At 76.0% G+C, this 23,914-nt stretch carries 19 protein-coding genes; 6 read left to right on the forward strand and 13 right to left on the reverse strand.

All coding sequences use genetic code 11. The features are described 5' to 3' along the window. Window positions 1–22: 22 nt before the first annotated feature. Window positions 23–883 carry a serine/threonine-protein kinase gene (locus tag FBY24_RS13520; protein ID WP_142161338.1) on the reverse strand — a complete coding sequence of 287 codons (861 nt, stop codon included), beginning with the start codon at window positions 881–883 and terminating at the stop codon, window positions 23–25. Window positions 884–1,105: 222 nt separating this feature from the next. Here FBY24_RS13520 and FBY24_RS13525 point away from each other — a divergent pair, with 222 nt between their 5' ends. From FBY24_RS13525 to FBY24_RS13535, 3 genes are read left to right on the forward strand one after another with little or no spacing between them, the layout of a single operon-like run. Next, window positions 1,106–2,281: a ferrochelatase gene (locus tag FBY24_RS13525; protein WP_255432393.1), complete on the forward strand. Its 1,176-nt coding sequence runs from the start codon at window positions 1,106–1,108 to the stop codon at window positions 2,279–2,281. Between the two features lie 56 nt (window positions 2,282–2,337). After that, window positions 2,338–3,036: a hydrogen peroxide-dependent heme synthase gene (gene hemQ / locus FBY24_RS13530; RefSeq protein ID WP_370510991.1), complete on the forward strand. Its 699-nt coding sequence runs from the start codon at window positions 2,338–2,340 to the stop codon at window positions 3,034–3,036. A 39-nt stretch (window positions 3,037–3,075) separates the two neighbouring features. Next, window positions 3,076–3,537: an META domain-containing protein gene (locus tag FBY24_RS13535; RefSeq protein ID WP_142161342.1), complete on the forward strand. Its 462-nt coding sequence runs from the start codon at window positions 3,076–3,078 to the stop codon at window positions 3,535–3,537. 26 nt (window positions 3,538–3,563) lie between these two features. Here FBY24_RS13535 and FBY24_RS13540 read toward each other — a convergent pair whose 3' ends face one another. The 6 genes from FBY24_RS13540 to FBY24_RS13565 all read right to left on the reverse strand — a co-directional run bounded on the left by FBY24_RS13540 (window position 3,564) and on the right by FBY24_RS13565 (window position 10,346). Next, on the reverse strand, window positions 3,564–4,820 hold the full coding sequence (locus tag FBY24_RS13540) for a Glu/Leu/Phe/Val dehydrogenase (RefSeq protein WP_142161344.1): 1,257 nt from the start codon (window positions 4,818–4,820) through the stop codon (window positions 3,564–3,566). A 117-nt stretch (window positions 4,821–4,937) separates the two neighbouring features. Continuing rightward, the gene (locus FBY24_RS13545) at window positions 4,938–5,978 is read right to left on the reverse strand and encodes a LacI family DNA-binding transcriptional regulator (protein ID WP_142161346.1); all 1,041 of its coding nucleotides are present in this window, start codon (window positions 5,976–5,978) and stop codon (window positions 4,938–4,940) included. 140 nt (window positions 5,979–6,118) lie between these two features. Further along, a complete protein-coding gene (locus FBY24_RS13550; RefSeq protein WP_142161348.1) occupies window positions 6,119–7,036 on the reverse strand; it encodes a carbohydrate ABC transporter permease in 918 nt (305 codons plus the stop codon). Further along, complete coding sequence (locus FBY24_RS13555; RefSeq protein WP_142161350.1) at window positions 7,033–8,043, reverse strand: carbohydrate ABC transporter permease; 1,011 nt, start codon at window positions 8,041–8,043, stop codon at window positions 7,033–7,035. Before FBY24_RS13555 ends, FBY24_RS13550 begins: the two co-directional genes overlap by 4 nt. Window positions 8,044–8,139: 96 nt before the next feature. Beyond that, a complete protein-coding gene (locus FBY24_RS13560; RefSeq protein ID WP_142161352.1) occupies window positions 8,140–9,435 on the reverse strand; it encodes an ABC transporter substrate-binding protein in 1,296 nt (431 codons plus the stop codon). Window positions 9,436–9,800: 365 nt separating this feature from the next. Further along, window positions 9,801–10,346, reverse strand: coding sequence for a DUF2505 domain-containing protein (locus FBY24_RS13565; RefSeq protein WP_255432394.1), 546 nt, complete (start codon window positions 10,344–10,346; stop codon window positions 9,801–9,803). A 140-nt stretch (window positions 10,347–10,486) separates the two neighbouring features. On the opposite strand from FBY24_RS13565, the gene FBY24_RS13570 reads away from it, so the two are divergent. Next, complete coding sequence (locus FBY24_RS13570) at window positions 10,487–11,968, forward strand: sensor histidine kinase (protein WP_140458522.1); 1,482 nt, start codon at window positions 10,487–10,489, stop codon at window positions 11,966–11,968. Window positions 11,969–12,180: 212 nt separating this feature from the next. On the opposite strand, the gene FBY24_RS13575 is transcribed toward FBY24_RS13570, so the two are convergent. Beyond that, window positions 12,181–12,429 (reverse strand): WhiB family transcriptional regulator, encoded by a 249-nt coding sequence (locus FBY24_RS13575; RefSeq protein WP_140458523.1) that lies wholly within the window; start codon window positions 12,427–12,429, stop codon window positions 12,181–12,183. Between the two features lie 489 nt (window positions 12,430–12,918). Between FBY24_RS13575 and FBY24_RS13580 the strand changes: the two genes are divergently transcribed. After that, the gene (locus FBY24_RS13580) at window positions 12,919–13,341 is read left to right on the forward strand and encodes a hypothetical protein (RefSeq protein ID WP_142161354.1); all 423 of its coding nucleotides are present in this window, start codon (window positions 12,919–12,921) and stop codon (window positions 13,339–13,341) included. Window positions 13,342–13,355: 14 nt separating this feature from the next. Here the strand turns inward: FBY24_RS13580 and FBY24_RS13585 are convergent, their stop codons facing one another. The 5 genes from FBY24_RS13585 to FBY24_RS13605 form a co-directional block, all read right to left on the reverse strand. Then, window positions 13,356–17,366: an FtsK/SpoIIIE domain-containing protein gene (locus FBY24_RS13585; protein WP_142161356.1), complete on the reverse strand. Its 4,011-nt coding sequence runs from the start codon at window positions 17,364–17,366 to the stop codon at window positions 13,356–13,358. Window positions 17,367–17,469: 103 nt separating this feature from the next. After that, window positions 17,470–20,013 carry an ABC transporter permease gene (locus tag FBY24_RS13590; RefSeq protein WP_142161364.1) on the reverse strand — a complete coding sequence of 848 codons (2,544 nt, stop codon included), beginning with the start codon at window positions 20,011–20,013 and terminating at the stop codon, window positions 17,470–17,472. Continuing rightward, the gene (locus FBY24_RS13595; protein ID WP_142161365.1) at window positions 20,013–20,816 is read right to left on the reverse strand and encodes an ABC transporter ATP-binding protein; all 804 of its coding nucleotides are present in this window, start codon (window positions 20,814–20,816) and stop codon (window positions 20,013–20,015) included. The genes FBY24_RS13590 and FBY24_RS13595 overlap by 1 nt, the downstream gene beginning before the upstream one ends. A gap of 132 nt (window positions 20,817–20,948) precedes the next feature. Further along, window positions 20,949–21,746, reverse strand: a complete 798-nt coding sequence (locus FBY24_RS13600; protein ID WP_142161367.1) for a response regulator transcription factor — start codon at window positions 21,744–21,746, stop codon at window positions 20,949–20,951. Next, window positions 21,743–23,053 carry a sensor histidine kinase gene (locus FBY24_RS13605; protein ID WP_142161369.1) on the reverse strand — a complete coding sequence of 437 codons (1,311 nt, stop codon included), beginning with the start codon at window positions 23,051–23,053 and terminating at the stop codon, window positions 21,743–21,745. The genes FBY24_RS13600 and FBY24_RS13605 overlap by 4 nt, the downstream gene beginning before the upstream one ends. A gap of 160 nt (window positions 23,054–23,213) precedes the next feature. Here FBY24_RS13605 and FBY24_RS13610 point away from each other — a divergent pair, with 160 nt between their 5' ends. Next, window positions 23,214–23,912 (forward strand): response regulator transcription factor, encoded by a 699-nt coding sequence (locus tag FBY24_RS13610; protein WP_140458530.1) that lies wholly within the window; start codon window positions 23,214–23,216, stop codon window positions 23,910–23,912. Window positions 23,913–23,914 lie beyond the last annotated feature (2 nt).

Below are 23,914 nucleotides of genomic sequence, written 5' to 3' on the forward strand. Positions count from 1 at the left end.
GCCCCGGCCGTGCCCGCCGCCGTCAGGCGGGCGCGGGTGCGGCCAGCCGCAGCGCGCGCAGCTCGGCCTCGACCGCCCGCATGCGCGGGCGCTGCGCCGGGTCCTGCCGGGTCATGGCCCGCAGCAGGCGCGCCCAGTCGGGGTCGACCGACGGCGGCACCTGCGGCCCGTGCAGCAGGCGCGCCACGGACGTGCTGATCGGGTCGCCGGGGTAGGCCCGGTCGCCCGTGAGGCACTCGAGGAGCACCAGGCCGAGGGAGTAGACGTCGCTGCCCGGGCCGATGTCCAGCCCGAGCGCCTGCTCGGGGGACTGGTACGACGCGGTCGCGCTGGCGCTCGCGGTCCCGCCGTGCGACGCGGCGATGCCGAAGTCGGCGACCACCACGGGCACGCGCGGCGCGTCCCGGTGGCCCGACGGGGCGGTGCGGGACGAGACGAGCACGTTCGACGGCTTGACGTCGCGGTGCACCACACCGGCCGCGTGCGCGTGCCCGAGGCCCTGCGCGACCTGCCGGCCGATGTCGGCTGCCGTCGCGGCGTCGGTCGGGCCCTCGGCGAGCAGCTCGCGCAGCGTCCGGCCCTCGACGAGCTCCATGACGAGGAACGCCACCGGGCCGGTGCCGTCGAGGACGTCGGCACCCACGTCGAGCAGCGCGACCAGCGTCGGGTGCGTGAGCTCGGCGAGCACCCGCGCCTCCTGGGCGTAGCGGCGCACCTGCTCCGGCGTGGCGTCGTCGAGCCGGAAGATCTTCACCGCGACGGGGCGGTCCAGGCGGGTGTCGACGCCGCGGAACACCTGTGCGGAGCCGCCCTCGCCGAGGCGCGGGCCCAGCACGTACCGGTGCGCGAGCTCGGGGGCGGCGTGCCGGCCGCGGCCGCTCACGGGCGGTCCTTGGTCATCGTCTGCACGTCCTCGCAGGGGGCTGTCAGGGGGCGGTCAGGGGGCGTCTCGACGGTAGGGCGGGTGCGGACCGGTCGCACGCCGGGGCGCGTCGGTGCTGGTCAGGCGTCCGGGAGGGAGATGACACGGCGTCGGGTCAACGTCACTGCGGCGGGGTGCGTGCTCCGGTCGGCCGGTACGCGCCAGCGGTGCGATGATCGTCGGGTGTCCGTGACGCCCCCCACCACGACCACCGCCACCGCCGACGCGCTCGCCCCGTACGACGCCGTCCTGCTCGCCTCGTTCGGCGGACCGAACGGTCACGACGACGTGATGCCGTTCCTCCGCAACGTGACCGCGGGCAAGGGCATCCCGGACGAGCGCCTGGCCGTGGTCGCCGAGCACTACCACCACTTCGGCGGTGCCAGCCCGATCAACGGACAGAACCTCGCCCTGCGGGCGGCCCTGGTCGACGAGCTGGCCCGACGCGGGATCGACGTGCCCGTGCTGTGGGGCAACCGCAACTGGGAGCCGTACACCGCCGACGCGCTCGCGCAGGCGCACGCCGACGGGGCCCGCCGCGTGCTCGCGCTCGTCACCAGCGCGTACTCCTCCTACTCGGGCTGCCGCCAGTACCGCGAGCACTTCTGGTCGTCCCTCGAGGAGGTCGGTGCCCAGGTCGGCAGCGCACCCGGGGAGCACCCGCTCGAGATCGACAAGGTGCGCTCCTACTTCAACCACCCGGGGTTCGTCGAGGCCGGCACCGACGCCGTCGTCGAGGCCTACGGGCAGGTGGACCCCGCCGCGGACTGGCCCCGGCTGCTGTTCGTCACGCACTCGATCCCCGACACGATGGAGGAGGCCTCGCAGGTCGCCGGAGCCTCCTACCGCGCCCAGCACCTGGACGTGGCGCGCTCGATCGCCGCCGCGGCCACGCGTCGCCTCGGCCGGCCGCTGGAGTGGGACCTCGTGTACTGCTCCCGCTCCGGCCCGCCCCACCAGCCGTGGCTCGAGCCGGATGTCAACGACCACCTGCGGGCCCTGCACGCCGCCGGCACCACGTCGGTCGTGATGGCGCCGATCGGCTTCGTCTCCGACCACATGGAGGTGGCCTTCGACCTCGACACCGAGGCGATGGCGACGGCGGCCGAGCTCGGCGTCCACGCGGTGCGGGCCGGGACGGTCGGCACCCGGGAGCCGTTCGTGCGGGGCCTGGTCGACCTGCTGCTGGAGCGCGCTGCGACCCGTCGCGCCCTCGACGCCGGTGCCGAGCCGGTCCGCGGCGCGACCGTCGGCGACCTGCCGCCGTTCCGGTCGGTCTGCGCCCCCGGGTGCTGCCGCCAGCGCGCCGGCGTCGACTCCGGCGTCCTGGCCGCGTGCTCGGCCGACCCCGCGTCCTGACGCACCCGCCCCACCCGGGACGCCACGTGCGCCCGACCCCACCGAAGGAGCCCGCTGTGACCACGCCCGACGCCGAGGCGCTGAACGCGACCGTCCGCTACACGATGTGGACGGTCCTCGCCCTCGCGCAGCCGCTGCCCGCCGACGACGACGCGCGTGACGCGGCCGTCGCCGACGCCCTGGCGGCCGTCACGTCGGACCCGGGCCTGGTGGTGCGCGGCTGGTACGACGTCTCGGGGCTGCGGGCGGACGCCGACCTCATGGTGTGGTGGCACGCAGAGACGGTCGAGCAGGTCCAGGGCGCGTACCAGCGCCTGCGGGCCAGCGGGCTCGGTGCGCACCTGACGCCCGTGTGGTCGGTCGTCGGCCTGCACCGCCCGGCGGAGTTCAACCGCGGGCACGTGCCGGCGTTCCTCGCCGGGGAGCCCGCCGGGGACTACATCTGCGTCTACCCCTTCGTCCGGTCGTACGACTGGTACGTGCTGCCCGAGGCGGAGCGTCGGGAGATGCTCGTCGAGCACGGGCACGCCGCCCGTGACTACGCCGACGTGCGCGCCAACACCGTCGCGTCGTTCGCGCTCGGCGACTACGAGTGGATCCTGGCGTTCGAGGCGCCCGAGCTGCACCGGATCGTCGACCTCATGCGCGAGCTGCGGAACACGAAGGCCCGCCTGCACGTGCGCGAGGAGCTGCCCTTCTACACCGGCCCACGGACGACCCTCGAGGCGTGGGCCGCGACCCTGCCGCGCGCCTGACGCCCTGCGACCCGGGCGCCGCCGGGGGATGATCGGGGCATGCCCGACGACGTGCACCCCCAGCGTCCCGCCGAGGACCCGACCGCCCGGCCGTACGACGAGCGGCCGGCAGGGGGCGGTCCGTCGCCCGCCGGGACGTGGGCCGTCGTCGAGGTCGCCGGGGCGGTCCCGCCTGCGCACGGGCCGCACGGGCACCCGTGGCTCACGTTCGACGGCGACGGGGTGCTCTTCGGCCACGCCGGCGTGAACCGGGTGCGCAGCACCTGGTCGCTCGACGGTGGTCGCCTGACGGTGGGCCCGGTCGTCCAGACGATGATGGCCGGGCCGGACGACGTCACGCGCAGCGAGGTCGCCCTCGTCGCGGCGCTCACCGCGGGCGGCACCCTCGAGCCGACCGACGACGGGCTCGCGCTGCGCGCCACGGACGGGACGACGCTCCTGCTGCGGCCCGCACCGCCCGGCACCGGGACGTCCGGAGGAGCGGGGCACGCGCTGCGCTGACGCGCAGGCGTGGCCTCACGGGACCGTCAGGGGTACAGGCCGCGGATCAGGTGCGCCTCGGCGACGCGTCGCACGCCGATCGTCAGGGCCGCCTCGCGCAGGCTCACCTGCTCGGCCCGCGCCAGCTCGCTGACCGCGCGGTACGAGGCGAGCATCCGCTGCTCCAGGCGCTCCGCGATCTCCTGCGCGGTCCACCAGTACGCCTGGTTGGCCTGCACCCACTCGAAGTAGCTGACGACCACGCCGCCGGCGTTCGCGAGGATGTCCGGAACCACGACCACGCCCCGGTCGGCGAGCACCCGGTCGCCCTCGGTCGTCGTCGGGCCGTTGGCACCCTCGACGACCCACCGGGCCTTGACGCGTGCCGCGCTGTCCGCGTCGAGGACGCCCTCCACCGCCGCGGGCACCAGCACGTCGACGTCGAGGGCCAGCAGCGCGGCGTTGTCGACCGCGTCCGCGTCGCCGAACCCCACGACCGACCCCGTGCGGCTCACGTGCTCCAGCAGCGCGGGCACGTCGAGGCCGTCGGCGCGGTGCACGCCTCCGCGCTCGTCGCTGACCGCGACCACGCGCGTGCCGGCCTCGTGCAGCAGCCGGGTGGCGTGCGAGCCGACCTTCCCGAACCCCTGCACCGCGGCCGTGACCTCGGAGAGCTCGACGCCCGCGTCGGCGAGGGTGGCCCGGGCGGCGTGCACGACACCCTGCGACGTCGCGGTCGGGCGTCCCAGCGACCCGCCCACGGCCAGGGGCTTGCCGGTCGTCACGGCGGGGATGGTGAAGCCCTGGTTCACGGAGTAGGTGTCCATCACCCAGGCCATCGTGCGCTCGTCGGTCCCGATGTCGGGGGCCATGATGTCCTTCTCCGGCCCGATCATCGACGAGATCTCGCTGGTGTACCGGCGCGTGACCCGCTCCAGCTCGGCCGGCGAGTACGCGTGGGGGTCGATGGTCACGCCACCCTTCGCGCCGCCGTACGGCACGTCGACGACCGCGCACTTCCACGTCATCCACATGGCGAGCGCGCGGACCTCGTCGATGTCGACGCCCGGCGCGTACCGCAGGCCGCCCTTGCCGGGCCCGCGGCTGATGTTGTGCTGCACGCGGTAGCCGGTGAAGACCTCGACGCCGCCGCCGTCGCGCCGCAGCGGCACCGCGACGCGCATCTCGCGCCGCGGGGTCGCGAGGACCTCGTGCAGCCCGGCGTCGTAGCCGAGGATCTCGACGGCCCGGGCGAGCTGGGCCTGGGCGGTGAGCAGCGGGGCGTCGGGGTCCACGTCGGGCATGGCGTCCACCCTGGCACGCGATCGACGCGCGCGCGCCCCGATCGGCGTCGCTCGGACGTCCCGGTCCCGACGGGCGGGACGCGCGGGCGCACCCGCCCCGGTCGGTGGACGTCCTGGTCAGGCGGACGAGCGCACCACGAGCTCGGGGGCGAAGATCTGCGGGGCGCTCGGCGGGGCGCCGTTGAGCTGGTCGAGCAGGCGCGCACCGGCGGCACGGGCCATGGCGACCACGGGCTGGATCACGGTCGTCAGCGGGGGTGTCGTGGACGCGGAGACGCCCAGGTTGTCGTAGCCGACGACCGCGATGTCGCCGGGGACGTCCTTGCCGAGCTCGGTCAGCGCGCGCAGCGCCCCGGCGGCCATGAGGTCGGACGCGACGAAGATGCCGTCCGTCTCCGGGTGCGCGGCGATCAGCGCGCGGGTGGCGTCCGCCCCGGAGGAGATCGTGAAGTCGCCCTGCACGACCGCGGAGTCGTCGAGGCCAGCGTCGCTCATCGCGCGGCGCCACCCCAGCAGACGGTCGATGCCGGCGGACATGTCCTGCGGCCCGGCGACCGTCGCGATGTGCCGGCAGCCGCGGTCCACGAGGTGCTGCGTGGCCAGTCGCCCGCCCTCGGCGTTGTCGGTGTCGACGTACTGGACGTCGTCGTCGGGCGCGGACAGCGGTCGGCCGACGAACACGTTCGGCACGCGGGACGTGAGCAGCGCCTGGTCGAGCGCGTCGTCCCGGTGGTGCGAGACGACGATCGCGCCGTCGACGTGCCCGTTGCGCAGGTACCTGATCGTGCGGTCGCTCTCGCCGGGGCGGGCGATGACCAGCACCACCTGGATGTCGGAGTCCGCGAACGCCGTGCTCAGCCCGTTGAGGGTGCCGGCGAAGAAGGGGTCGGAGAGCACGCGCTCGTCGGGCTCGGGCACCACCAGGGCGATCGAGTCCGTGCGACGGGTCACGAGGGACCGTGCGGCGCGGTTGGGGGTGTAGCCGAGGTCGGCGACGGCGGCCGCGACGGCCGCGAGCGCCTCGGGCGAGACGCGCAGCCCGCCGTTGATCGCGCGCGAGGCGGTCGACCGGGACACGCCCGCACGCTCGGCGACCTCCTCGAGCGTGGGCGCTGCGGGACGGACGCGCTCGGCGCGTACCGGGATGCTGTCGACCACCGTTGGTCTTCCCTCCTCGCTGCCCGGGGCAGCACGACGTGCGGCGGTGTTCGGCCGGGACCTCGTCGGCGAGGGTACCCGCACACCGTGGGGCTCACGGGGCCGGGCGTCCCTGGTGGACGCCCGGCCCCGTGGTCGCACTAGCCCTTGACGGCGCCGGCCATGATGCCGGCGACCAGCTGACGCCCTGCGACCGCGAACAGCACGAGCAGCGGGATGGTCGAGAGCACGACGCCCGCCATGATCAGCGACATGTCCTTGAAGTAGGACGCCTGCAGCAGCTGCAGCGCCACCGGCAGCGTCGGGTTGGTGGACCCGAGCACGATGAACGGCCAGAAGAAGTTCGTCCAGGACGCGACGAACGTGAACAGGCCGAGCATGACCGCCGCGGGGCGTGCGGCGGGCAGCGCCACCGACCAGAACGTGCGGATCATCGACGCGCCGTCCACGCGGGCGGCCTCGATGAGCTCGTACGGCAGGGCCGACTCGAGGTACTGCGTCATCCAGAACACGCCGAACGCCGTGACCAGGCCGGGCACGATGACGGCCTGCAGCTGGCCGATCCACCCGAGCTGCGACATGACGATGAACAGCGGGATGATGCCGAGCTGCGTCGGCACGGCCGTGGTGGCGATGACGAACAGCAGCAGGCCCTTGCGCCCGCGGAACCGGAGCTTGGAGAACGAGAACCCGGCGAGCGTGGAGAACAGCACGGTCGTGGCGGACGTCACGGTCGCGACGATCACCGAGTTCGTCAGGGCCTGCCAGAACCCGATGTCGGACTCCAGGACCCGCTGGACGTTGGCGAGGAAGTTGCCCTCGGGCAGCAGGCCCGGGATGGGGTTCTGCGCGATGGTCTGCGCGTCGGAGCTGGCGAGCAGGAACGCGTAGTAGATCGGCAGCACGAAGACCGCGAGCGCGAGCGTGAGCAGCAGGTACGTGACCCAGCCGGGCCGCCGCTCGGAGCCGTGGCCGCCGCTGCGCCGGCGTCGGGCCGCGGCCCGTGCGGCGCCGGCGCCCGCGGTCTGCCGGACGTAGGGGAGGGACGGCGCGCTCATCGTGCGACCTTCTTCCGTGCCTTGGCGGTGGCGGAGCCGTCGGACGCGATCCGCTGGGTGAGCCAGAAGTTCAGCAGGCCGATGGCGACGATGATGATGAAGAGCACCCAGGCGACCGCCGCGGCCCTTCCGAAGCTCTTCTGGCTGCCGAACGCCAGCTCGTAGACGTACATCGTGACCGTCATCCACTGCCGGCCGGGGCCGCCCTGGCCGAGCTGGTCGAACATGCGCGGCTCGTCGAAGATCTGCAGCCCGCCGATGGTCGAGGTGATGACCACGAAGATGATCGTCGGGCGCAGCTGCGGGATCGTGATGGAGAAGAACTGCCGCACGCGGCCGGCGCCGTCGATGACGGCCGCCTCGTACAGGTCGCGCGGGACGGCCTGCATCGCGGCGAGCAGGATCAGCGTGTTGTAGCCGGTCCAGCGGAAGTTGACCATGGTGGCGATGGCGATGTGGCTGGGCAGCGGCTGCGCGTGCCAGCCGATCGGGTCGATGCCGACGAGGGCGAGGACGGCGTTGGCCACGCCCGACTGGTCGGCGAACACCTTGCCGAAGATGAGGGCGACGGCGACCGGTGCGACGACGTACGGCACCAGGACGCCCATGCGCCAGAAGGTCTTCGCGCGCAGGTTCGCGTCGAGGATCGCCGCGAGGACGACCGCGACCATGAGCTGCGGGATGGTCGACAGCGCGAAGATGCTGAAGGTGTTGCGCAGGCCCTTCCAGAAGTTCGGCTCGTTGAACACGAACGCGAAGTTCTCGAACCCGACGAAGTCACCCTGGCCCCCCAGCAGGTGCCAGTCGAAGACCGAGACGTACGCGGTGTAGAGCAGCGGGAACAGACCCGTCAGCCCGAACAGCAGGAAGAACGGGGAGATGTACAGGTACGGCGAGACCTTCACGTCCCAGCGGGACAGGGTCTGGCTGAACCCGACGCGCCGCGGGGCCCGCGAGGGGTCCTGCGCCGGGCGGCGCATGCGCGGCGGTCTGGTCGACGTGGCCATGGCGGGGGTCCTCCGGAAGGGGTGGGGTGCTGACGCGGGCGGGGCCGGGCCGGTGGCGGTCGCCACCGACCCGGCCCCGTGCTGCGGCTGGTCAGGTCAGCCGAGGCCCTCGACGACCCCGACGACGGTCTCCCACTGGGCGGCCGGGTCGGCGCCGTTGACGTCGACCTCCGTCAGCGCGTTGCCGATCGCCTGCTGGATCGTGAAGTAGTTCGGGCCCTTGAAGGGCACGACGACACCCTGCGAGCGGTTCGAGAGGATCTCACCGACGGGGGCGTCGTTGAAGAACGCGTTGGTCGCGGACTGGATGTCCTCGGACTCCTGCGCCTCGATCTGGCTCGGGAAGGTGCCCTTGTTGTTGAAGGCCTCGATCTGCTGCTCGGGCGCGGTCAGCCACGCGGCGAGCTTCTTGGCCTCCTCGACGTTGGCGCCCTGCGACGGCACCGTGAGGAACGAGCCGCCCCAGTTGCCGGCACCGCCGGGGAACACGTCGGCCAGGTCCCAGCCCTCGACGCCGGCCGCGTTGCCCTCGATCACGCCGAGCATCCAGCCCGGGGCGAGCATCACGGCGAAGCCGTCGTTCTGGAACGAGTTCGTCCAGTCCTCGCTCCACTGCGAGTAGTGGGCGGAGAGCCCGTCCGTGACCGAGGCCTGGACGACCTGCTCGTAGATCTCCTTGACGCGACCGTCGGAGACGGCCGTGACCGTGCCGTCCTCGGACTCGTAGGGGAACTCCTCCTGGTTGATCATGCCCTGGTAGATGGCACCGGCGGAGTCGAAGAACGCCTTGCCGCCCGAACCCTCGGAGTACTGCTTGCCGACCTCGAAGAACTGCTCCCACGTGGCGGAGTCGCCGCCGAAGAGCTCCGCGACGGACTCACGGTCGGCGGGCAGGCCGGCGGCCTCGAACAGGTCCGCGCGGTACGCGATGCCCTGGGGGCCGATGTCCGTGCCGTAGCCGACGAGCTTGCCGTCCTCGGTCGTGGCCTGCGCGACCTTCCAGTCGAGCCAGCGGCCCTCGACGTCGGGGGAGGACAGGTCCTCGAAGTAGTCGGGGAACTGCATCAGCTCGGGCAGCCAGTCGACCTCGACGGCCTCGATGTCCGAGGTGCCGGAGCCCGCGGCGAGCCGGCTGTTGAGGTTCTCGCGGGCCTCGTCGGCGGTGGCCGCACGCTTCTGCTCGATGGTGACGCCCGGGTTCTCCTCCTCGTACCGGGCGAACATCTCGTCGGTGTAGCCGAACTCGTTGAACGTCGCGACCGTGAGGGTGACGTCGCCACCCGCGGTCTCGTCGTCGTCGCCCCCGGCGTTGCCGGAGCAGGCCGTGGCGAGCAGGGCGACGCTCGTCACCCCGGCTGCGAGCGCCCACGCCTTGCGTGTGGTCTTGCGCACTGTGACTCCCTTGTCATCGGACGGCGTCCTCGCCGTACCCCGTGTCGCGTCCGGCGCCCGGCCGTCGCTGGGGGCGCGGCGGGCGTGCGGACGTGGGGCCGTGGGGCCCCCGCGTGGTTGCGCTCTCACGACCAGGCTGACCCGGACCGCGGGAGCGTTCCCACGCGCTGCGGACACCTTGGTCCGGTGCTGGTCCGGTGTCAAGGACGGGTGCCCCGGGGGCGAGGTGTGGTAGCGGTCCCACGGTCGTATGTGCCCAGGTCAGAGCGCTGAGTCGCGTCAGTTGCGTTACCCAATCGTTACGGCTGGGACAAGCGTCCGACACCGGTCCGTGATGCGCCCGGACCGGCGTCCCGGGGTCAGGTTCAGGCGTGCGCGGGCGGGTGGGGGGCTCCGCCCTGCGTGCCGGGCGCGCGCGCGACCCAGCGCCGCGCGACCTCCTGCTCGACCTCGAGCACGGAGCGCACGGCCCCGGCGGCCGCGTCCTCGACGGCGGCGGCGAACAGCGGGACCGTCGCACGGACCTCCCCGACGTAGCGCACCTGCGTGCTCGTGCCGTCGTCGCCGGGGGCGAGGGTCGCCCGGCCCGTCACGCGCACGGGCGCGCCCGCGATCTCCACGACCACGGTCCCCGCGCGCGACCCGTCCGCGGCCGGGGCCTCCCAGGCCTCGACCTGCCGGACGTCGATCCTCGAGCCGACCAGGGCGCGGGCGTGGGCGGGGATCTGCTCCGACGGCAGCGCCCGGCGGGTGGTGACGGTGAACGCGCCGTCCGCGTCGCCCGTCACGTCGACCTGCTGGTCCAGCGCCCCCGACGCGCGCACCTTCGCGTGCACGTACTGCGGGTCGGCCAGCATCCGTGCCGCCCCGGCCGTGCCGACCGGGAACGAGAGCCTCACGTCGATCAGCACACGCCCTCCCTCGCAGGGCGCGCCGCCCCTGCCGCGAGCCTAGTCGCGCCGGGGTCCGCCCGCGTGGACCGACGGTCCGACCGACGTCCGCGGTGCGGGCGGGCCCGCCGGGTCGGCACGCCGGAACGTACCCTGGGGCGGTGTCCACGCTCAGCGACCTCGTCGCGCACCACGGGCCGCTCGGCGCGCCGGACCTGGAGTGGCTGCACCTGCTCGTCGGCGACTGGCAGGTCATCTCCGACCTCGCGTTCGCCGACCTCGTGATGTGGCTGCCGGTGGCGGACGGCGACTTCGTCGCGGTGGCGCAGTGCCGCCCGTCGACGGGTGCGACGGTGCACTACGACGACGTGGTGGGCTCCCGGCCGCCGGACGGGCAGCGCCCGCAGCTGCGCCGCGCGCTCGTCGAGCAGGCCCCGCAGCGCTCGCGCGAGCCGCGCTGGTTCGGCTCGTACGCCGTGCGCGAGGAGGCCGTGCCGGTGGTGCGCGACGGGCGCGCCATCGCGGTCATCGCCCGGCAGACGAACCTCGGCGGCGCGCGGACACCGAGCCGGCTCGAGCTCAACTACGTCGAGGCGGCCGACGACCTGCTGGGCATGGTCGCGCGCGGGGAGTTCCCCGCCACGGACGCGCCCACCGGACCCCGCCGCGGCGCGCCCCGCGTCGGCGACGGCCTGGTGCGTCTCAACGGCGAGGGCGAGGTCCTGTACGCCAGCCCCAACGCGCTGTCCTGCTTCCACCGCCTCGGCGCGCTGGGCGACCTCACCGGTCGTTCGCTGGTCGAGGTCACGGCCGACCTCATCGAGCAGAACGCGACCGTCGACGAGTCGATGCCGCTCGTCCTCATGGGGCGGGCCCCGTGGCGCGTCGACGTCGAGGCGCGCGGCGTGGCGCTCTCCCTGCGTGCGGTGCCGCTCACCGAGCGGTCCGAGCGCGTGGGTGCGGTGCTGCTCTGCCGGGACGTGTCCGAGCTGCGGCGTCGTGAGCGTGAGCTGATCACCAAGGACGCGACGATCCGCGAGATCCACCACCGCGTGAAGAACAACCTGCAGACCGTCGCGGCGCTGCTGCGCCTGCAGTCGCGCCGCATGAGCTCGCCCGAGGCCCGGGACGCGCTGGCCGAGGCGATGCGACGGGTCGCGACGATCGCGCTCGTGCACGAGACCCTCTCGCAGACGCTCGACGAGTCGGTGCCGTTCGACGACCTGGTCGGTCGCAGCCTGCGGCTGGCGGCGGACGTCGCGACCGCCGGTGCGCAGGTCCGCACCACCGTGCGCGGCTCGTTCGGCGCCGTGCCCGCGGAGGACGCGACGGCCCTGGCGCTCGTGCTGACGGAGCTCGTCACCAACGCGGTCGAGCACGGGTTCGACGGGCGTGAGCGCGGGACGGTCGAGGTCGTGGCGGTCCGTGACGAGGACGCGCTGCGGGTCGAGGTCAACGACGACGGCGCCGGTGTGCCGGCGGAGCAGGGCGCGGGCACGGGGCTCGGGACGCAGATCGTCCTCACCCTCGTGCGCAACGAGCTCGGGGGCTCCATCGAGTGGCTGCCCCGCGAGGGCGGCGGCACGTCGGTCGTCATCGAGGCCCGTCTGCGCCAGGGCCGCGACGCGGCGACCGTCGCGTGACACGCGCGGTCGGCGATCTTGGCCCGCGGCTACGACGCCGCAGGGCTCTCCGCTGACGCATGGCTCTCCGCTGAGGGCCCGTCAGGCGGACGGCGTGACGAGGTCCGCCGCGCAGGCGTGACGAGGCACCGCCGCGCAGACGTGACGCGCAGACGTGACGAGGCCCCGCTGCCCGGGGGCGGGCGGCGGGGCCTCGTGCGTGCGTCGGTGCGTCAGCCGGCGCGGCGCTGGCGCGCCGTGCGACGCTTGAGCGCGCGGCGCTCGTCCTCGGACAGGCCGCCCCAGACGCCGGCGTCCTGGCCGGTCTCGATGGCCCACTTCAGGCACGTGTCGACGACGTCGCAGCGACGGCAGACGGCCTTGGCCTCGTCGATCTGCTGCAGCGCGGGGCCGGTGTTGCCGATCGGGAAGAAGAGCTCAGGGTCCTCGTCGAGGCAGGCTGCGCGGTGGCGCCAGTCCATGTCAGGCCTCCTTGGCACGCGACAGTGCGGCGCCCCGTGATGGGGGCGCGCCGATGTCGCGAGATGCAGTGGTGGGGGGAATCGTGCTGCGGACAAGCCTCACACCACCTGGACGCGGGCACAAGGGTTACGGCAACGTTTCCTCAGGGTAACGCGTGAGGCGTTCGTCACATCTGAGCCCTCGCTGGGAGTCCGCCCCACGCGGCCTGTGCGCTCCCCGGCAGGAGTGCTCTGAACATCCGTCCAGAACAAGGGACGTTGGGCCTGGCATGTGCTCTGACCTGCAGGTTCACCCGTTCGAGGGCTGGTGCGCGTCGCTCGGGGCGCCTCGGGCGCCGCGCTCGACGCCGCCGTCGTGACGTGGCTCACGCGCCACCGGCGGGGCGCGGGCTCGTCCCGTCACCTCCGCCCGGTGGTCCGAGCATCCGGCGCAGTCTGGTAGTGGGTGTGACGCACGCGACGTCCGGCTGCGCGCCGTAGGGTCGTGCCGTGCCGCACGACCTGCCCCGGACCCGCCCGCCCGCGCTGCTCGCCGTCGTCGTGGCCGTCGGCCTCGAGGCGCTGGCGCTCGTCGTCGCCGCAGGTGCCGGGCTCGTCTCGGCGGTGCGCGGCGCGCAGGACGTGGGCGCGACGTGGGGCCTCGTGGTCCTCGCCGCCCTCGCCGCGCTCCTGCTCGCGCAGGCCGCGCGCGGGCTGTGGCAGGGGCGGCGCTGGGGGCGGGGCCCGGTGCTCACCGCCCAGATCCTCCTCGTCGTCGTCGCCTGGACCTGGTGGGGCGTCGGCGGGTCCGTCCCGGCCCTGCTGGTGGCGGCCCTCGGCCTGCTCGTCGGGGTCGGCGTCCTGCTGCCGTCGGTCGTGCGGGCCACCACGCGCACGGGCCCCGACGGTCCGCCGAGCCCGCCCGCGGGCTGACCCTCCCGGCGGCCTCACACGTCGCACGCGTAGACCTGGACCGGCTCCAGGACGCGGTCGAGGCGCAGCACGCCGCGCCCCGGGCCCGACCGGTGCGGGTCGACGAGCAGCCACGCGCCCGGCCCCAGCAGATCGGCCGCCGCGCTGCCGCGCGCGTCGAGCACGAGCAGGTGCCGACCGCGCACCGCCTGCGCCACCATCCCCCGGTACGCGGTGGTGGCGTGCGTCGTCGTGGTGGCCACCGCCGCCGTCCGGGCACCGGCGCGCGGGAGGGCGAGCCCGTCGAGCACACCCGGTGCCGAGTGCTCCAGCTCGTCGGCGTCGTCGACCAGGACGACCGGCGACGGCGTCCCGCCGCCCGACGCCGTCCCGCCCGGCACCGGGCCGACCGGCAGCGCCCGGCCGTCCAGGCCCGCGAGGTCGTCCGGCGAGACGTCGCGCCAGGGCCCCGGCTCGGCCCGGGGCGCCACGCGCAGCACCGGCACGCCGCGGCGCGCCCACGCGTGCGCCAGGGTCCGCAGCGCGCCGGTGCGGCCCGAGCCCGGCGGGCCCGCCACCAGGAGGGTGGCCCCCGCCGGGACGGCCGTCGGCCCGGGCCCGTCACCCCCCAGCCCGAGGAGCAGACCCGCCGGCACGGGCAGGGTGCCGGCGTCCGGCAGGGGCACCCGCTCGGGCAGCGGGCCGATCCGCAGGGGCGTGGCGACCGCTGCCCGACCCGTGCGCCGCGCCGGTCCGGCGGTGACCGGTGCGTCGGAGACAGGTGGGGCGCAGACGGGTGGCGCGGTGACGGGGGCGGTCGCGACCTGGCACGCGGCGGCCGTCCCCGGCAGCAGGGCCACGGCGCGTCCCGGGGTGGTCCTGGCGCCGGCCAGCTGCGCCGGCACCCCGGCGAGCGTGTCGAGCGTCGGGTCGGACGTCGGCAGCACGAGCCGGTGCGCGACGTCGCCCAGCAGCCGCAGCAGCGTCGGGCTCGCCGGACCGGCCACCGCCAGGTGCGCACCGGTGCCGCGCCCGCGGCACAGCGTCGCCAGCAGATCGGTCCCCTCGCCGCGGCCGAGCGGTGCGAGACGCTCCGCGAGCACGTCGAGGCCGTCGACGAGGACGAGGTCGGCCCGGCCCTCGCGGTCTCGTGCGACCGCGTCGGTGTCCACCGTGCCCGCGCCCGTCGCGGCGCCGGGCCCGCCCGCCAGGAGGCGGGCGAGCAGGCGGGCGGCGCGGGAGGGGTCGTCGAGGGGCACCACGGTGCCCAGGCCGTCCGGGCCGGCGGCGCGCAGCGCCGCCACGTGGGGCGCGGGCAGGCCGATCGCGTGGACCGTGCGCCCCGCGCGCAGGGCCTGCGTGCCGACGGTGCGCAGCGTCGTCGAGCGGCCGGAACGGGCGCCGCCGAGCACGAGGAGCGTGCCGTCGGCGGGCTCCCAGCGCACCGGCGCGCGGCGCTGCTCCTCGGGCAGGTCCGCGAGGCCGAGCGCCAGGCCCGGTCCCGGCGGCACCTCGGCGACGTCGACGTGCGGCGGCAGCTCGGGCCACCAGGTGACGTCGGGCCGGCGGTCCCCGGCCGCGGCCCGCGCCGCGCCGACCCACGCGGCGACGTCGTCCGGACCCTCGGGTGCGCCGGGTCGCCAGGACGGGGCGGCGTGCGGGTGCCAGGGCGCGGCCAGGCGGACCGCGCGCGCGGAGGTGCGCCGGCGCGCCCGCGCCACCTGCAGAGGCACCGGTGCGCCCGGTCCGGTGCGCAGCAGAGCGCGACCCGGGCTGCGGGGGTCGAGAGCCGCGGCGTCGGGCACCTCCAGCACGTCGCGGGAGTCGGCCGGGTCCGCCACGCGCAGGCACAGCCGGGCGGTCACGTTCGCCCGCAGCTCGGCCGTCACCGTCCCGGCCGGGCGCTGCGTCGCGAGCACCAGGTGCACGCCGAGCGCGCGGCCCTGGGCCGCGATCCGCGCCAGCACGGCGGAGGCGTCGGGCACGTCGTCCAGCAGCGCACGCAGCTCGTCGACCACGACGAGCAGGCGCGGCGGCGTGCCGGGGACGGCCGCGTCGAGGTCGCGCAGGTGGGTCGCGCCGTGCGCCGCCAGGACCCGTTCACGGCGGCGCAGCTCGGCGCGCAGCCCCACGAGCGTGCGCCGGGCACGTCCCGCGTCGAGGTCGTCGACGTGCCCCACCACGTGCGGGAGGGCCGCGACCGGCCCCAGCCCGGTCCCGCCCTTGAAGTCGACGAGCAGGAGCGCGAGCCGGTCCGGCGGGCGGCTCAGGGCGGCGGCCAGGACGAGCGTGGTGAGCAGCTCGGACTTGCCCGCGCCGGTGGTGCCGGCGACGAGCAGGTGCGGGCCGTCGGCGTCGAGGTCGAGGACCGTGGTCGCGCCGCCGGGGCCGGTGCCGAGCGCCAGGCGCAGCCCGTCCGGGGTGCGCGCCCAGGCCGCGGCGACGGCGCCCGGGTCGGCGGCCGGAACGTCGTCCAGGTCACCGAGGGTCGCGACGGGCGCGGTGCCCGCCACGTCCGCGGCGGGCACCGCGTCCGCGCCGGTGCGGGCGAGGTGCGCCACGTGGTCGCGGGCGCACCGGTCGGCGACGTCCGCCGGCACGAGCTCGACCGCGGCCGAGGTGCCGGACCTGCGTCCCGGTCGGGGCGGCGACGCGTGCAGCCACCGGGCGGCGGGGCACCGGCGCCGGGCGGGGCGGCCGTGGGAGGTGGACCCGACCGCGACCACCGTGCGCACCCAGGCGGGCGGTTGCGGCGCGCCGACCACGAGCACGGACTGCCCCGGGGGCCGGGCCGCGCGCCACCGCCCGAGGCCGGGTGCGTGACCGTCGACCACGACGAGGTGCGGACCGGTCTCCCCGGGTGCCGGCAGCCCGGTCGCGGGTGCCCACCAGCGGGTCCACGCCCAGGCGTCCGGGTCCTGGGTCAGCACGACGAGCCGGGTGCCGGGCGCGGCACCGAGCCGGTGCAGCACGACCGCCCGGGCGGCCCCCAGCACCTCGGGACGCGTCCCGACCAGGGCGACGTCCCCGTCGGCTGTCCCGCCCGGCTCCCCGGCCACCCGGGGCCCGGTGCCCCGGCGGTCGGACCGGGCGGCTCCGTCCACGCCCGTCGCGGCCTCCGTCCCACCGAGCAGCGTGCGGGCGTGCCGTGCCGCGACGTCGGCGGGGGAGGGCGGAGCGACGTCGGCACCCGCACCGGGGCCGTCCTGCGCGCGCCCGGCCATCAGCGCGACGAGGCCCAGCGCCGCACCCACGAGCAGCACGGGCTGGCGCAGGGTCACCGCGAGGGCTGCCGAGGTGGCGGACGTCGCGAGCCCCGACCACGCCCACACGGGCAGGCGCCGTCGTGGCGGCGCCTCCTGCGGGTGCAGCAGGTCGGCGGGCGTGCGCAGGACCAGCACGCTGCGTCCGACGTGCAGCGCGTCGCCGGTCCGCCACCGGGCCCACCGCCCCGGCCGTAGCCGTCGGGCGGGGCGCAGCCGTCGGGTGCGGTGCCGCGCCGCCGCCGGGCCGCGCGTCGGGCGTCGGGCCGGCCCTGCGAGGTGGGGCGCGGCCCGCGCGCCGTCGGCCGAGGTGCGGACCGCGCGCACCTGCGTGCGGCGCCGGACCGTACGGACCTCGACCAAGCCGTCGATGCCGTCGATGCCGTCGGTGCCGTCGGTGCCGTCGGTGCCGTCGGTGCCGCGCGTCCAGGGGGCAGCGGGGCCGACCACGAGCGCGCCCGTCTGCGGCACGGCGACGAGCGCGCCCGCACCGGGCCCGGCCACCACGGCCACGTGGGCGTCGGCGCGGACGGCCGCGTGCGCGGCGTGCGGCGGACCCGGTCGCCGTGACAGGTGGGCGCCGGGCAGGAACGGCTCCGCACCGGCGGGGTGGGTGTCGTCCAGCGCCACGTCGTCCACGTGCAGGCGTGCCGCGGGCCCGGCCCACCCGGGGTCGCCGGTGAGCAGGGCCAGGTGCCGGCGGACCTCGCCGGCGCTCGTCCCCGGGGCGACCTCCACGTCGACGGGGGTCGCGGGCGGGGCGGGGTGGACGGTGGTGCGCACCCCCGCACGGTGCCCGCGCAGGGGCGCGCCCGGCCCGACGGGGGAGTCGGACCGGGCGCGCGCCTCGCTCGGCGGGCGGCTGTGGGCGGCTCGCCGGGACGGCTCAGTCGACCGCGAGGGCGGCGACCGGCGGGGTGCGGGCGGCCGAGCGGCCCGGCAGGACGGACGCCAGCAGGCCCGCGGCGAGCGCCACGACCATGACCAGCGCCAGGTCGAGCCACGGCACGGCCAGCGTGAGGTCGCTGATCGTGCCGAACACCGTCGCGGCACCGGCCCACCCGTAGAACAGCCCGAGCGCGGTGCCGAGCAGCGCCCCCACGCCCGCGATGAGCATGCCCTCGACGGCGAGCATCCACCGCAGCCCGCGGCGCGAGAGCCCGATCGCCCGCAGCGTCGCCGACTCCCGGCGCCGCTCGATCACCGACAGCGACAGCGTGTTCGCCACCCCGACGAGTGCGATGACCACCGCGACGCCCAGCAGGCCGACGACGACGGCGAGCATCGTGTTGATGACCTGCTCGTACACGGCGCGCTCGGCGGCCGGGCTGACCACCGAGACGGCGGCGTCGCCGACCGCGTCCTGCACGGCCTGCTGCACCTCGCCGGCGTTCGCCCCCGCGTCGAGCGAGACGAACGCGAGGGTCTCGGTGGCGTCGGGCGCCAGCCGGTCCATGGCCGCCTCGCCGACCCAGCCGACGGACGTCGGCGCACCCGCCGTGCGCAGCGTGGTGCCCGCGCCCGTGAGCTCCCAGCTCTGGTCCCGGCCCGAGACCGTCACGTCGCCGCCGACCCCGGCGTCGTCCGGGAGGACGACGACGTCGGCGGCCAGGGCGTCCAGGACCGGCTCGTTGCCCACGACGCGACGGGCGTCCTGCGGGTCGATCGCGAAGACGACGCCGTCCCACGTGCTGCCGTCCGTGCTCTCGGCCGTCACCGACGCCTGGCGGACCGGCACGAGGTCGCGCACCCCGTCGACGGCGGCCACGGCCCGCAGCACCGCCGGGTCGATCACGTCCGTGCGGCCGGACTCCGGGTCGAGGCCCTCGAGCAGCACGTCCACCGGGTAGCGCTGGTCCAGGTCCTGCGCGAGCGAGGACCGGGCCGACGCGGCACCGGTGCTCATCATCACCACGAGGGTGACGCCGATGAGCAGCGCCGTGCTCGTCGCGGCCGTGCGCCGCGGGTTGCGCACCGTGTTCGCCGCGGCGATCCGGGCGCTCGGGCTCGACCCCTGCACGAGACGGCCGATGCCGGCGACGACCTTCGGCACCCAGAACACCGCCCCGAGGACCACGCCGACGAACGACGCCGCGCCGCCGAGGATCCCCAGGCCCAGCGTCGCCATCTCGTCGACGGCGCCGAGGCGGGCCAGCGCCACGGCCGCGAGCATGCCCGCGGCGCCGCCGACCGACAGGAGCAGGGAGAGGACCAGCCGGACCCGGCCCGAGCGGGCACCGACCGCGGGGGCGTCCGACGGGCGCAGCGCGGCGACGGGCGCCACCCGCGTCGCGGCCCGCGCCGGCACGAGGGCGGCGAGGACCGTCACGAGCGTGCCGACGGCCAGCGGCACGAGCACCGCCACGGCGGTCACCGAGACGGTCGTCGGCAGCGGCACGCCGACGTCCACGCGCGCCAGCACGGCGAGCGCCCCGGCGGTCAGACCGATCCCGACGAGGACGCCGAGGCCGGACGCCGCCAGCCCGAGCAGGCCGGCCTCCAGGAGCACCGACGCCCGCAGCTGCGCCCGCCGGGCCCCCACGCAGCGCAGCAGCGCGAGCGTCCGGGTGCGCTGGGCGACGAGCACCTGGAACGTGTTGGAGATGACGAGCGCGGCGACCAGCAGCGCGATCGACGCGAACGCCAGCACCACCGAGACCATCACGTTCGTCCCGTCGGCGAGCGACTCGACGCTCGCCGCGGCCGCCTCGTCCCGCGTGACCACCTGCGCGTCGGGCGCCGCCGCGGCCACGAGCGCCGCCCGGGCGGTCTCCACGGCACCGGGTGCCGCGGCCACGACGGCCTCCGTGGCGTAGGCCCCCTCGAGCTCGGACCACCCGCTCCACGTCAGCACCGACGCCTCGGGAGCCAGGCCCGCGCCGCCGTACCGTGCCCAGGCCTGCGCAGGGTCGTCGACGACGCCGACGACCCGCACCTGCGCGACCTGGGCCTCCGGCTCGTCGTCGGACCACTCGGTCCAGTCCACCCGGACCGTGTCGCCCAGGGCGGCGTCGAGCCGCTCCAGGGTCGCCACCGGCAGGGCCACCTCGTCGGGCCCCGCCGGGACGGCGCCCTCGGAGACCTCGAGGGACGCCAGGCGGGGGTCGCTCGGCACGACCAGCAGCCGCTCGGTGGTGCTGCGACCGCCGAGCGCGAGCTGGACCCAGCCGACGACCATCGGGTCGACCGCGACGACGCCGTCCGCCGCGCGCATCGCCTCGACCTGCTCCTGCGTGAGCGACGAGTCCTGCCGCACCACCAGGTCCGCGTCGCCGTACGTCGCCGTCACCGCGTCGTACGCCGTCCGTGTCATGACGTCGCCGGCGATCAGGGTCGCCGCGACGAACGCCGTTCCCAGGACGATCGCGACGGCCGCCGCCGTCAGCCGGCCCAGGCTCCGGCGCATCTGCGCGAGGGTGAGCCGCAGCATCAGGCGCGCACCGCCCCGCCGTGGACGGGCTCGTCGGACGACGACTCCAGCGCCCGCAGGCCCTCGAGGCCCGCCAGCACGGCCTCGGGGGTCGGGTCGGAGATGTCCCCGGCGATCCGGCCGTCCGCGAGGAGCACCACCCGGTCCGCGTACGCGGCAGCCGTCGGGTCGTGCGTGACCATGATGATCGTGCGGCCCAGCTCGCGGACGGACCGGCGCAGGAAGCTCAGCACCTCCGCGCCCGACCGGGAGTCCAGGTTGCCCGTCGGCTCGTCGGCGAAGACGACCTCGGGCTGCGCGACCAGCGCCCGCGCGATCGCGACACGCTGCTGCTGCCCGCCGGACAGCTCGCTCGGCCGGTGCGTCAGCCGCTGCCCCAGGCCCAGGGTCTGCACCAGCGTCGCCAGCCAGGCCGGGTCGACCTTCGCACCTGCCAGGTCCAGCGGCAGCACGATGTTCTGCTCCGCCGTGAACATGGGCAGCAGGTTGAACGACTGGAACACGAACCCCACGCGGTCGCGGCGCAGCCGGGTCAGCGCGTCGTCCCCGAGCCGGGTGATCTCCGTCGCCCCCAGGTGGACGGTGCCCGACGTGGCCTGGTCCAGCCCCGCCAGGCAGTGCATCAGCGTCGACTTGCCCGAGCCCGACGGGCCCATGATCGCGGTGAAGCGGCCGGCGGCGAAGTCGACGTCGACGCCGTCGAGCGCCCGGACCTGCGCGGCACCGGTGCCGTAGACCTTCGTCAGGCCCCGCGCGGACGAGGCGGCCGGTGGTGCGGTGGACGGGTGGGTCGTGGGTTCCATGGGCACCACCCTCGCCCCCGTGCCGCCCCGCTGTCGTCGGGCCCCGGTCGCGGCCCGTCCGCGGGCACGTCATCCCGTGGTCGCACACCGCGTCCGCCGAGGTCGCACGCCCGGCGCCACCGGCGTCCGTCCCTACGACCCCGGGCGGACCAGACCCGTCTCGTAGGCCACGACGACCGCCTGCACCCGGTCCCGCGCCCCGAGCTTGGCCAGGATCCGTCCCACGTGCGTCTTGACCGTGGCCTCCGCGACGAACAGGTCCCGGCCGATCTCCGTGTTGGACCGGCCCCGGGCCATGAGCACGAGGACCTCGCGCTCGCGGTCCGTCAGCGCCGCGACCGCGCGCCGGGCCGGGTCGTCGGCGTCGGCGGGCGCGTCCTCGGGCAGCGCGGTGACGAGGTGCTCGAGCAGGCGCCGCGTGCTCGACGGGGCGATGACGGCGTCGCCGCGGTGCACGGTGCGGATCGCGGCGAGCATCTCCTCGGGCGGTGCGTCCTTGAGCAGGAACCCGCTGGCGCCGGCGCGGATCGCCGCGAGGACGTACTCGTCGAGGTCGAACGTGGTGAGCACGATGACGCGCGGGGCGGGGTGCGCGGGGGTGCCGCGGGCGACGATCTGCTCGGTCGCGGTCAGCCCGTCCATGGTGGGCATGCGCACGTCCATGAGCACCACGTCGACGCGCTCGCCACCGGCCCGGGCCACGGGGTCCAGGGCGCGGACGGCCTGGGCGCCGTCGCCGGCCTCGACGACGACGCGCAGGTCGGGCTGGGAGTCGATGACCATGCGGAACCCGGCGCGCACGAGCTGCTGGTCGTCGACGAGCCCGACGTGCACGACACCCGGCCCGTCGTCGAGGCCCGGCCCGTCGTGGAGGTGCGGTCCGGCGCCGTGCGCGGGGGGCAGCGTGCGGCCGTGGTGCTCGGTGGTCATGCGGGGGTTCCTTCCGCGGCGGGGGCAGGGGCGTCGGCGGGTCCGCGGGCGTCGGGCGTGGGCAGCTGGGCACGCACGCGGTACCCGCCGCCGGGCCGGGGGCCGGCGGTGACCGTGCCGCCGAACATCGCGGCCCGCTCCCGCATGCCGCGCAGCCCCTGGCCGAGGCCGTCGCCTCCCGCGGCCGCGCCGCGCCCGTCGTCGGACACCTCGACGCTCACGGTCGCCGGGCGCCACTGGAGCAGCACGGTGACGGTGGGGTCGGGCCCGGCGTGCTTGAGCACGTTGGTCAGGGCCTCCTGCGCGATCCGGTAGATCGTCAGGCCGGCACCGGGCGGCAGCTGGCGCGAGGTGCCGAGGCGGACCAGCGAGACCCGCATGCCGCTGGCCCGCAGCTGGGTGACCAGCCCCTCGACGTCGTCCGCGGCCGGCTGGGGGGCGGTCGGGACGAGCGTCGCCGCGGGACGCTCCGGCGGTGCGGTGCCGTCGACCGTGCCGGGCCGGGCCCCGGGCAGCACACCCGGGTCGGCGTCCGGGACGACGTCGTCGGCCCGCAGGACCCCCAGCAGGCGGCGCATGTCGGTCAGTGCGGCGCGTCCGGTCTCGGCGATGGTGCCGAGCGCGCGCGTCGCGGCCCCCGGGTCGGCGGCGGCGGCGTACCGGCCGCCGTCGGCCTGCGCGATCATCACCGACAGCGAGTGGGCCACGATGTCGTGCATCTCGCGTGCGATGCGCGCGCGCTCCGCGGCGGCGCCGATGACCGCCTGCTGGTCGCGCTCGCGCTCGAGGCGCTCGGCGCGGTCGACGAGGGCCTCGAGCGTCTCGCGCCGGCTGCGCCGCACGAGCCCGAACGCCCACACGCTCCCCGTGATCGACCACAGGAACACCGACACGAACGCCGCCCCGCCGGCGCCCCCGCCGCCGCTCCAGGCCACCACGGCGGTCCCCGCGAGGCACCCCCACAGGGCCAGTCGGTAGGCCCAGCGGCTCCCGTGCACCGTCACCGAGTACAGGGCCAGCAGGACGGCGACGTCGGCCGGCAGCAGCAGCGGGATCCCGAGCGCGAGCTGGGCGAGGCCCGCGGCGTACACCAGCGCCGCCGAGAGCTCGGGACGCACACGTCGCCACGCGAGGGGCGTCACCAGGGCCGCGGCGAGGAAGAACGACGCGGCGGTGCCGCCGGCGTCGCCGTAGGTCAGGTCCGCCGCGAACGGTACGGCCACCAGTGCGAGCGCGGCGGCGAGCGTGGCGTCGACCGCGAGGCGGTGGCGCTCCTCCCACCGCAGCACCCGTTCCCAGCGTGTCACGCGTCGAGCGTAGGCGGGCCCGTGCGCGCCGTCGTGCACCCGCGGTCGGACCTGCGGGGCGGCCCGGTCCACCCCCGGGTGCACGTCCGTCACGACGCGCCGGGACATCCGGGACCCAGGGCGCGGGTGCCCGACCGAGTCGTGACCTAGCATTGCCGACATGACCCAGGTGCTTCTGGCGGAGGACGACCCGGCGATTGCCGAGCCTTTGGCTCGGGCACTGGGACGTGAAGGGTACGACGTGCGTGTGCAAGGCACGGGTCAAGGCGCCATCGACGGTGCCGGCTCGGCCGACCTCGTCGTGCTCGACCTCGGGCTGCCCGACATGGACGGCCTCGACGTCGCGCGCGCCATCCGCGCCCAGGGCCTGACCACGCCCGTCCTCGTGCTCACCGCGCGGGCCGACGAGGTCGACCTCGTCGTCGGCCTGGACGCCGGTGCCGACGACTACGTCACCAAGCCCTTCCGGCTCGCCGAGCTCCTGGCCCGCGTCCGGGCGCTGCTGCGGCGCACGGTCGGCGAGCCCGCCGACGAGGACGAGCTGCACGCGCAGAACGTGCGCGTCGACGTCGCCGCGCACCGCGCGTTCCAGGGTGACCGCGAGCTGCACCTGACCGCCAAGGAGTTCGAGCTGCTGCGCGTGCTCGTCGCCGCGGCCGGCACCGTCGTCTCGCGCGACACGCTCATGCGCGAGGTGTGGGGCTCGGACCCGACCGGCTCGACGAAGACCCTGGACATGCACGTGTCGTGGCTGCGCCGCAAGCTCGGCGACGACGCCAACGCCCCGCGCTACGTCACGACCGTGCGCGGCATGGGGTTCCGGTTCGAGACCGGTGCGAGCGGCGCCGACCGGACCTGACC

It is taken from the genome of Cellulomonas sp. SLBN-39, assembly GCF_006715865.1.
Taxonomy (GTDB): domain Bacteria; phylum Actinomycetota; class Actinomycetes; order Actinomycetales; family Cellulomonadaceae; genus Cellulomonas.

Excerpts from the sequence above, each read along its gene's own strand:
- FBY24_RS13535 (WP_142161342.1), top strand. The coding sequence starts at position 3,076 with ATGCCCGACGACGTGCACCCCCAGCGTCCCGCCGAGGACCCGACCGCC.
- FBY24_RS13540 (WP_142161344.1), bottom strand. The coding sequence starts at position 4,820 with ATGCCCGACGTGGACCCCGACGCCCCGCTGCTCACCGCCCAGGCCCAG.
- FBY24_RS13550 (WP_142161348.1), bottom strand. The coding sequence starts at position 7,036 with ATGAGCGCGCCGTCCCTCCCCTACGTCCGGCAGACCGCGGGCGCCGGC.
- FBY24_RS13555 (WP_142161350.1), bottom strand. The coding sequence starts at position 8,043 with ATGGCCACGTCGACCAGACCGCCGCGCATGCGCCGCCCGGCGCAGGAC.
- FBY24_RS13575 (WP_140458523.1), bottom strand. The coding sequence starts at position 12,429 with ATGGACTGGCGCCACCGCGCAGCCTGCCTCGACGAGGACCCTGAGCTC.
- FBY24_RS13590 (WP_142161364.1), bottom strand. The coding sequence starts at position 20,013 with ATGCTGCGGCTCACCCTCGCGCAGATGCGCCGGAGCCTGGGCCGGCTG.
- FBY24_RS13595 (WP_142161365.1), bottom strand. The coding sequence starts at position 20,816 with ATGGAACCCACGACCCACCCGTCCACCGCACCACCGGCCGCCTCGTCC.
- FBY24_RS13600 (WP_142161367.1), bottom strand. The coding sequence starts at position 21,746 with ATGACCACCGAGCACCACGGCCGCACGCTGCCCCCCGCGCACGGCGCC.
- FBY24_RS13610 (WP_140458530.1), top strand. The coding sequence starts at position 23,214 with ATGACCCAGGTGCTTCTGGCGGAGGACGACCCGGCGATTGCCGAGCCT.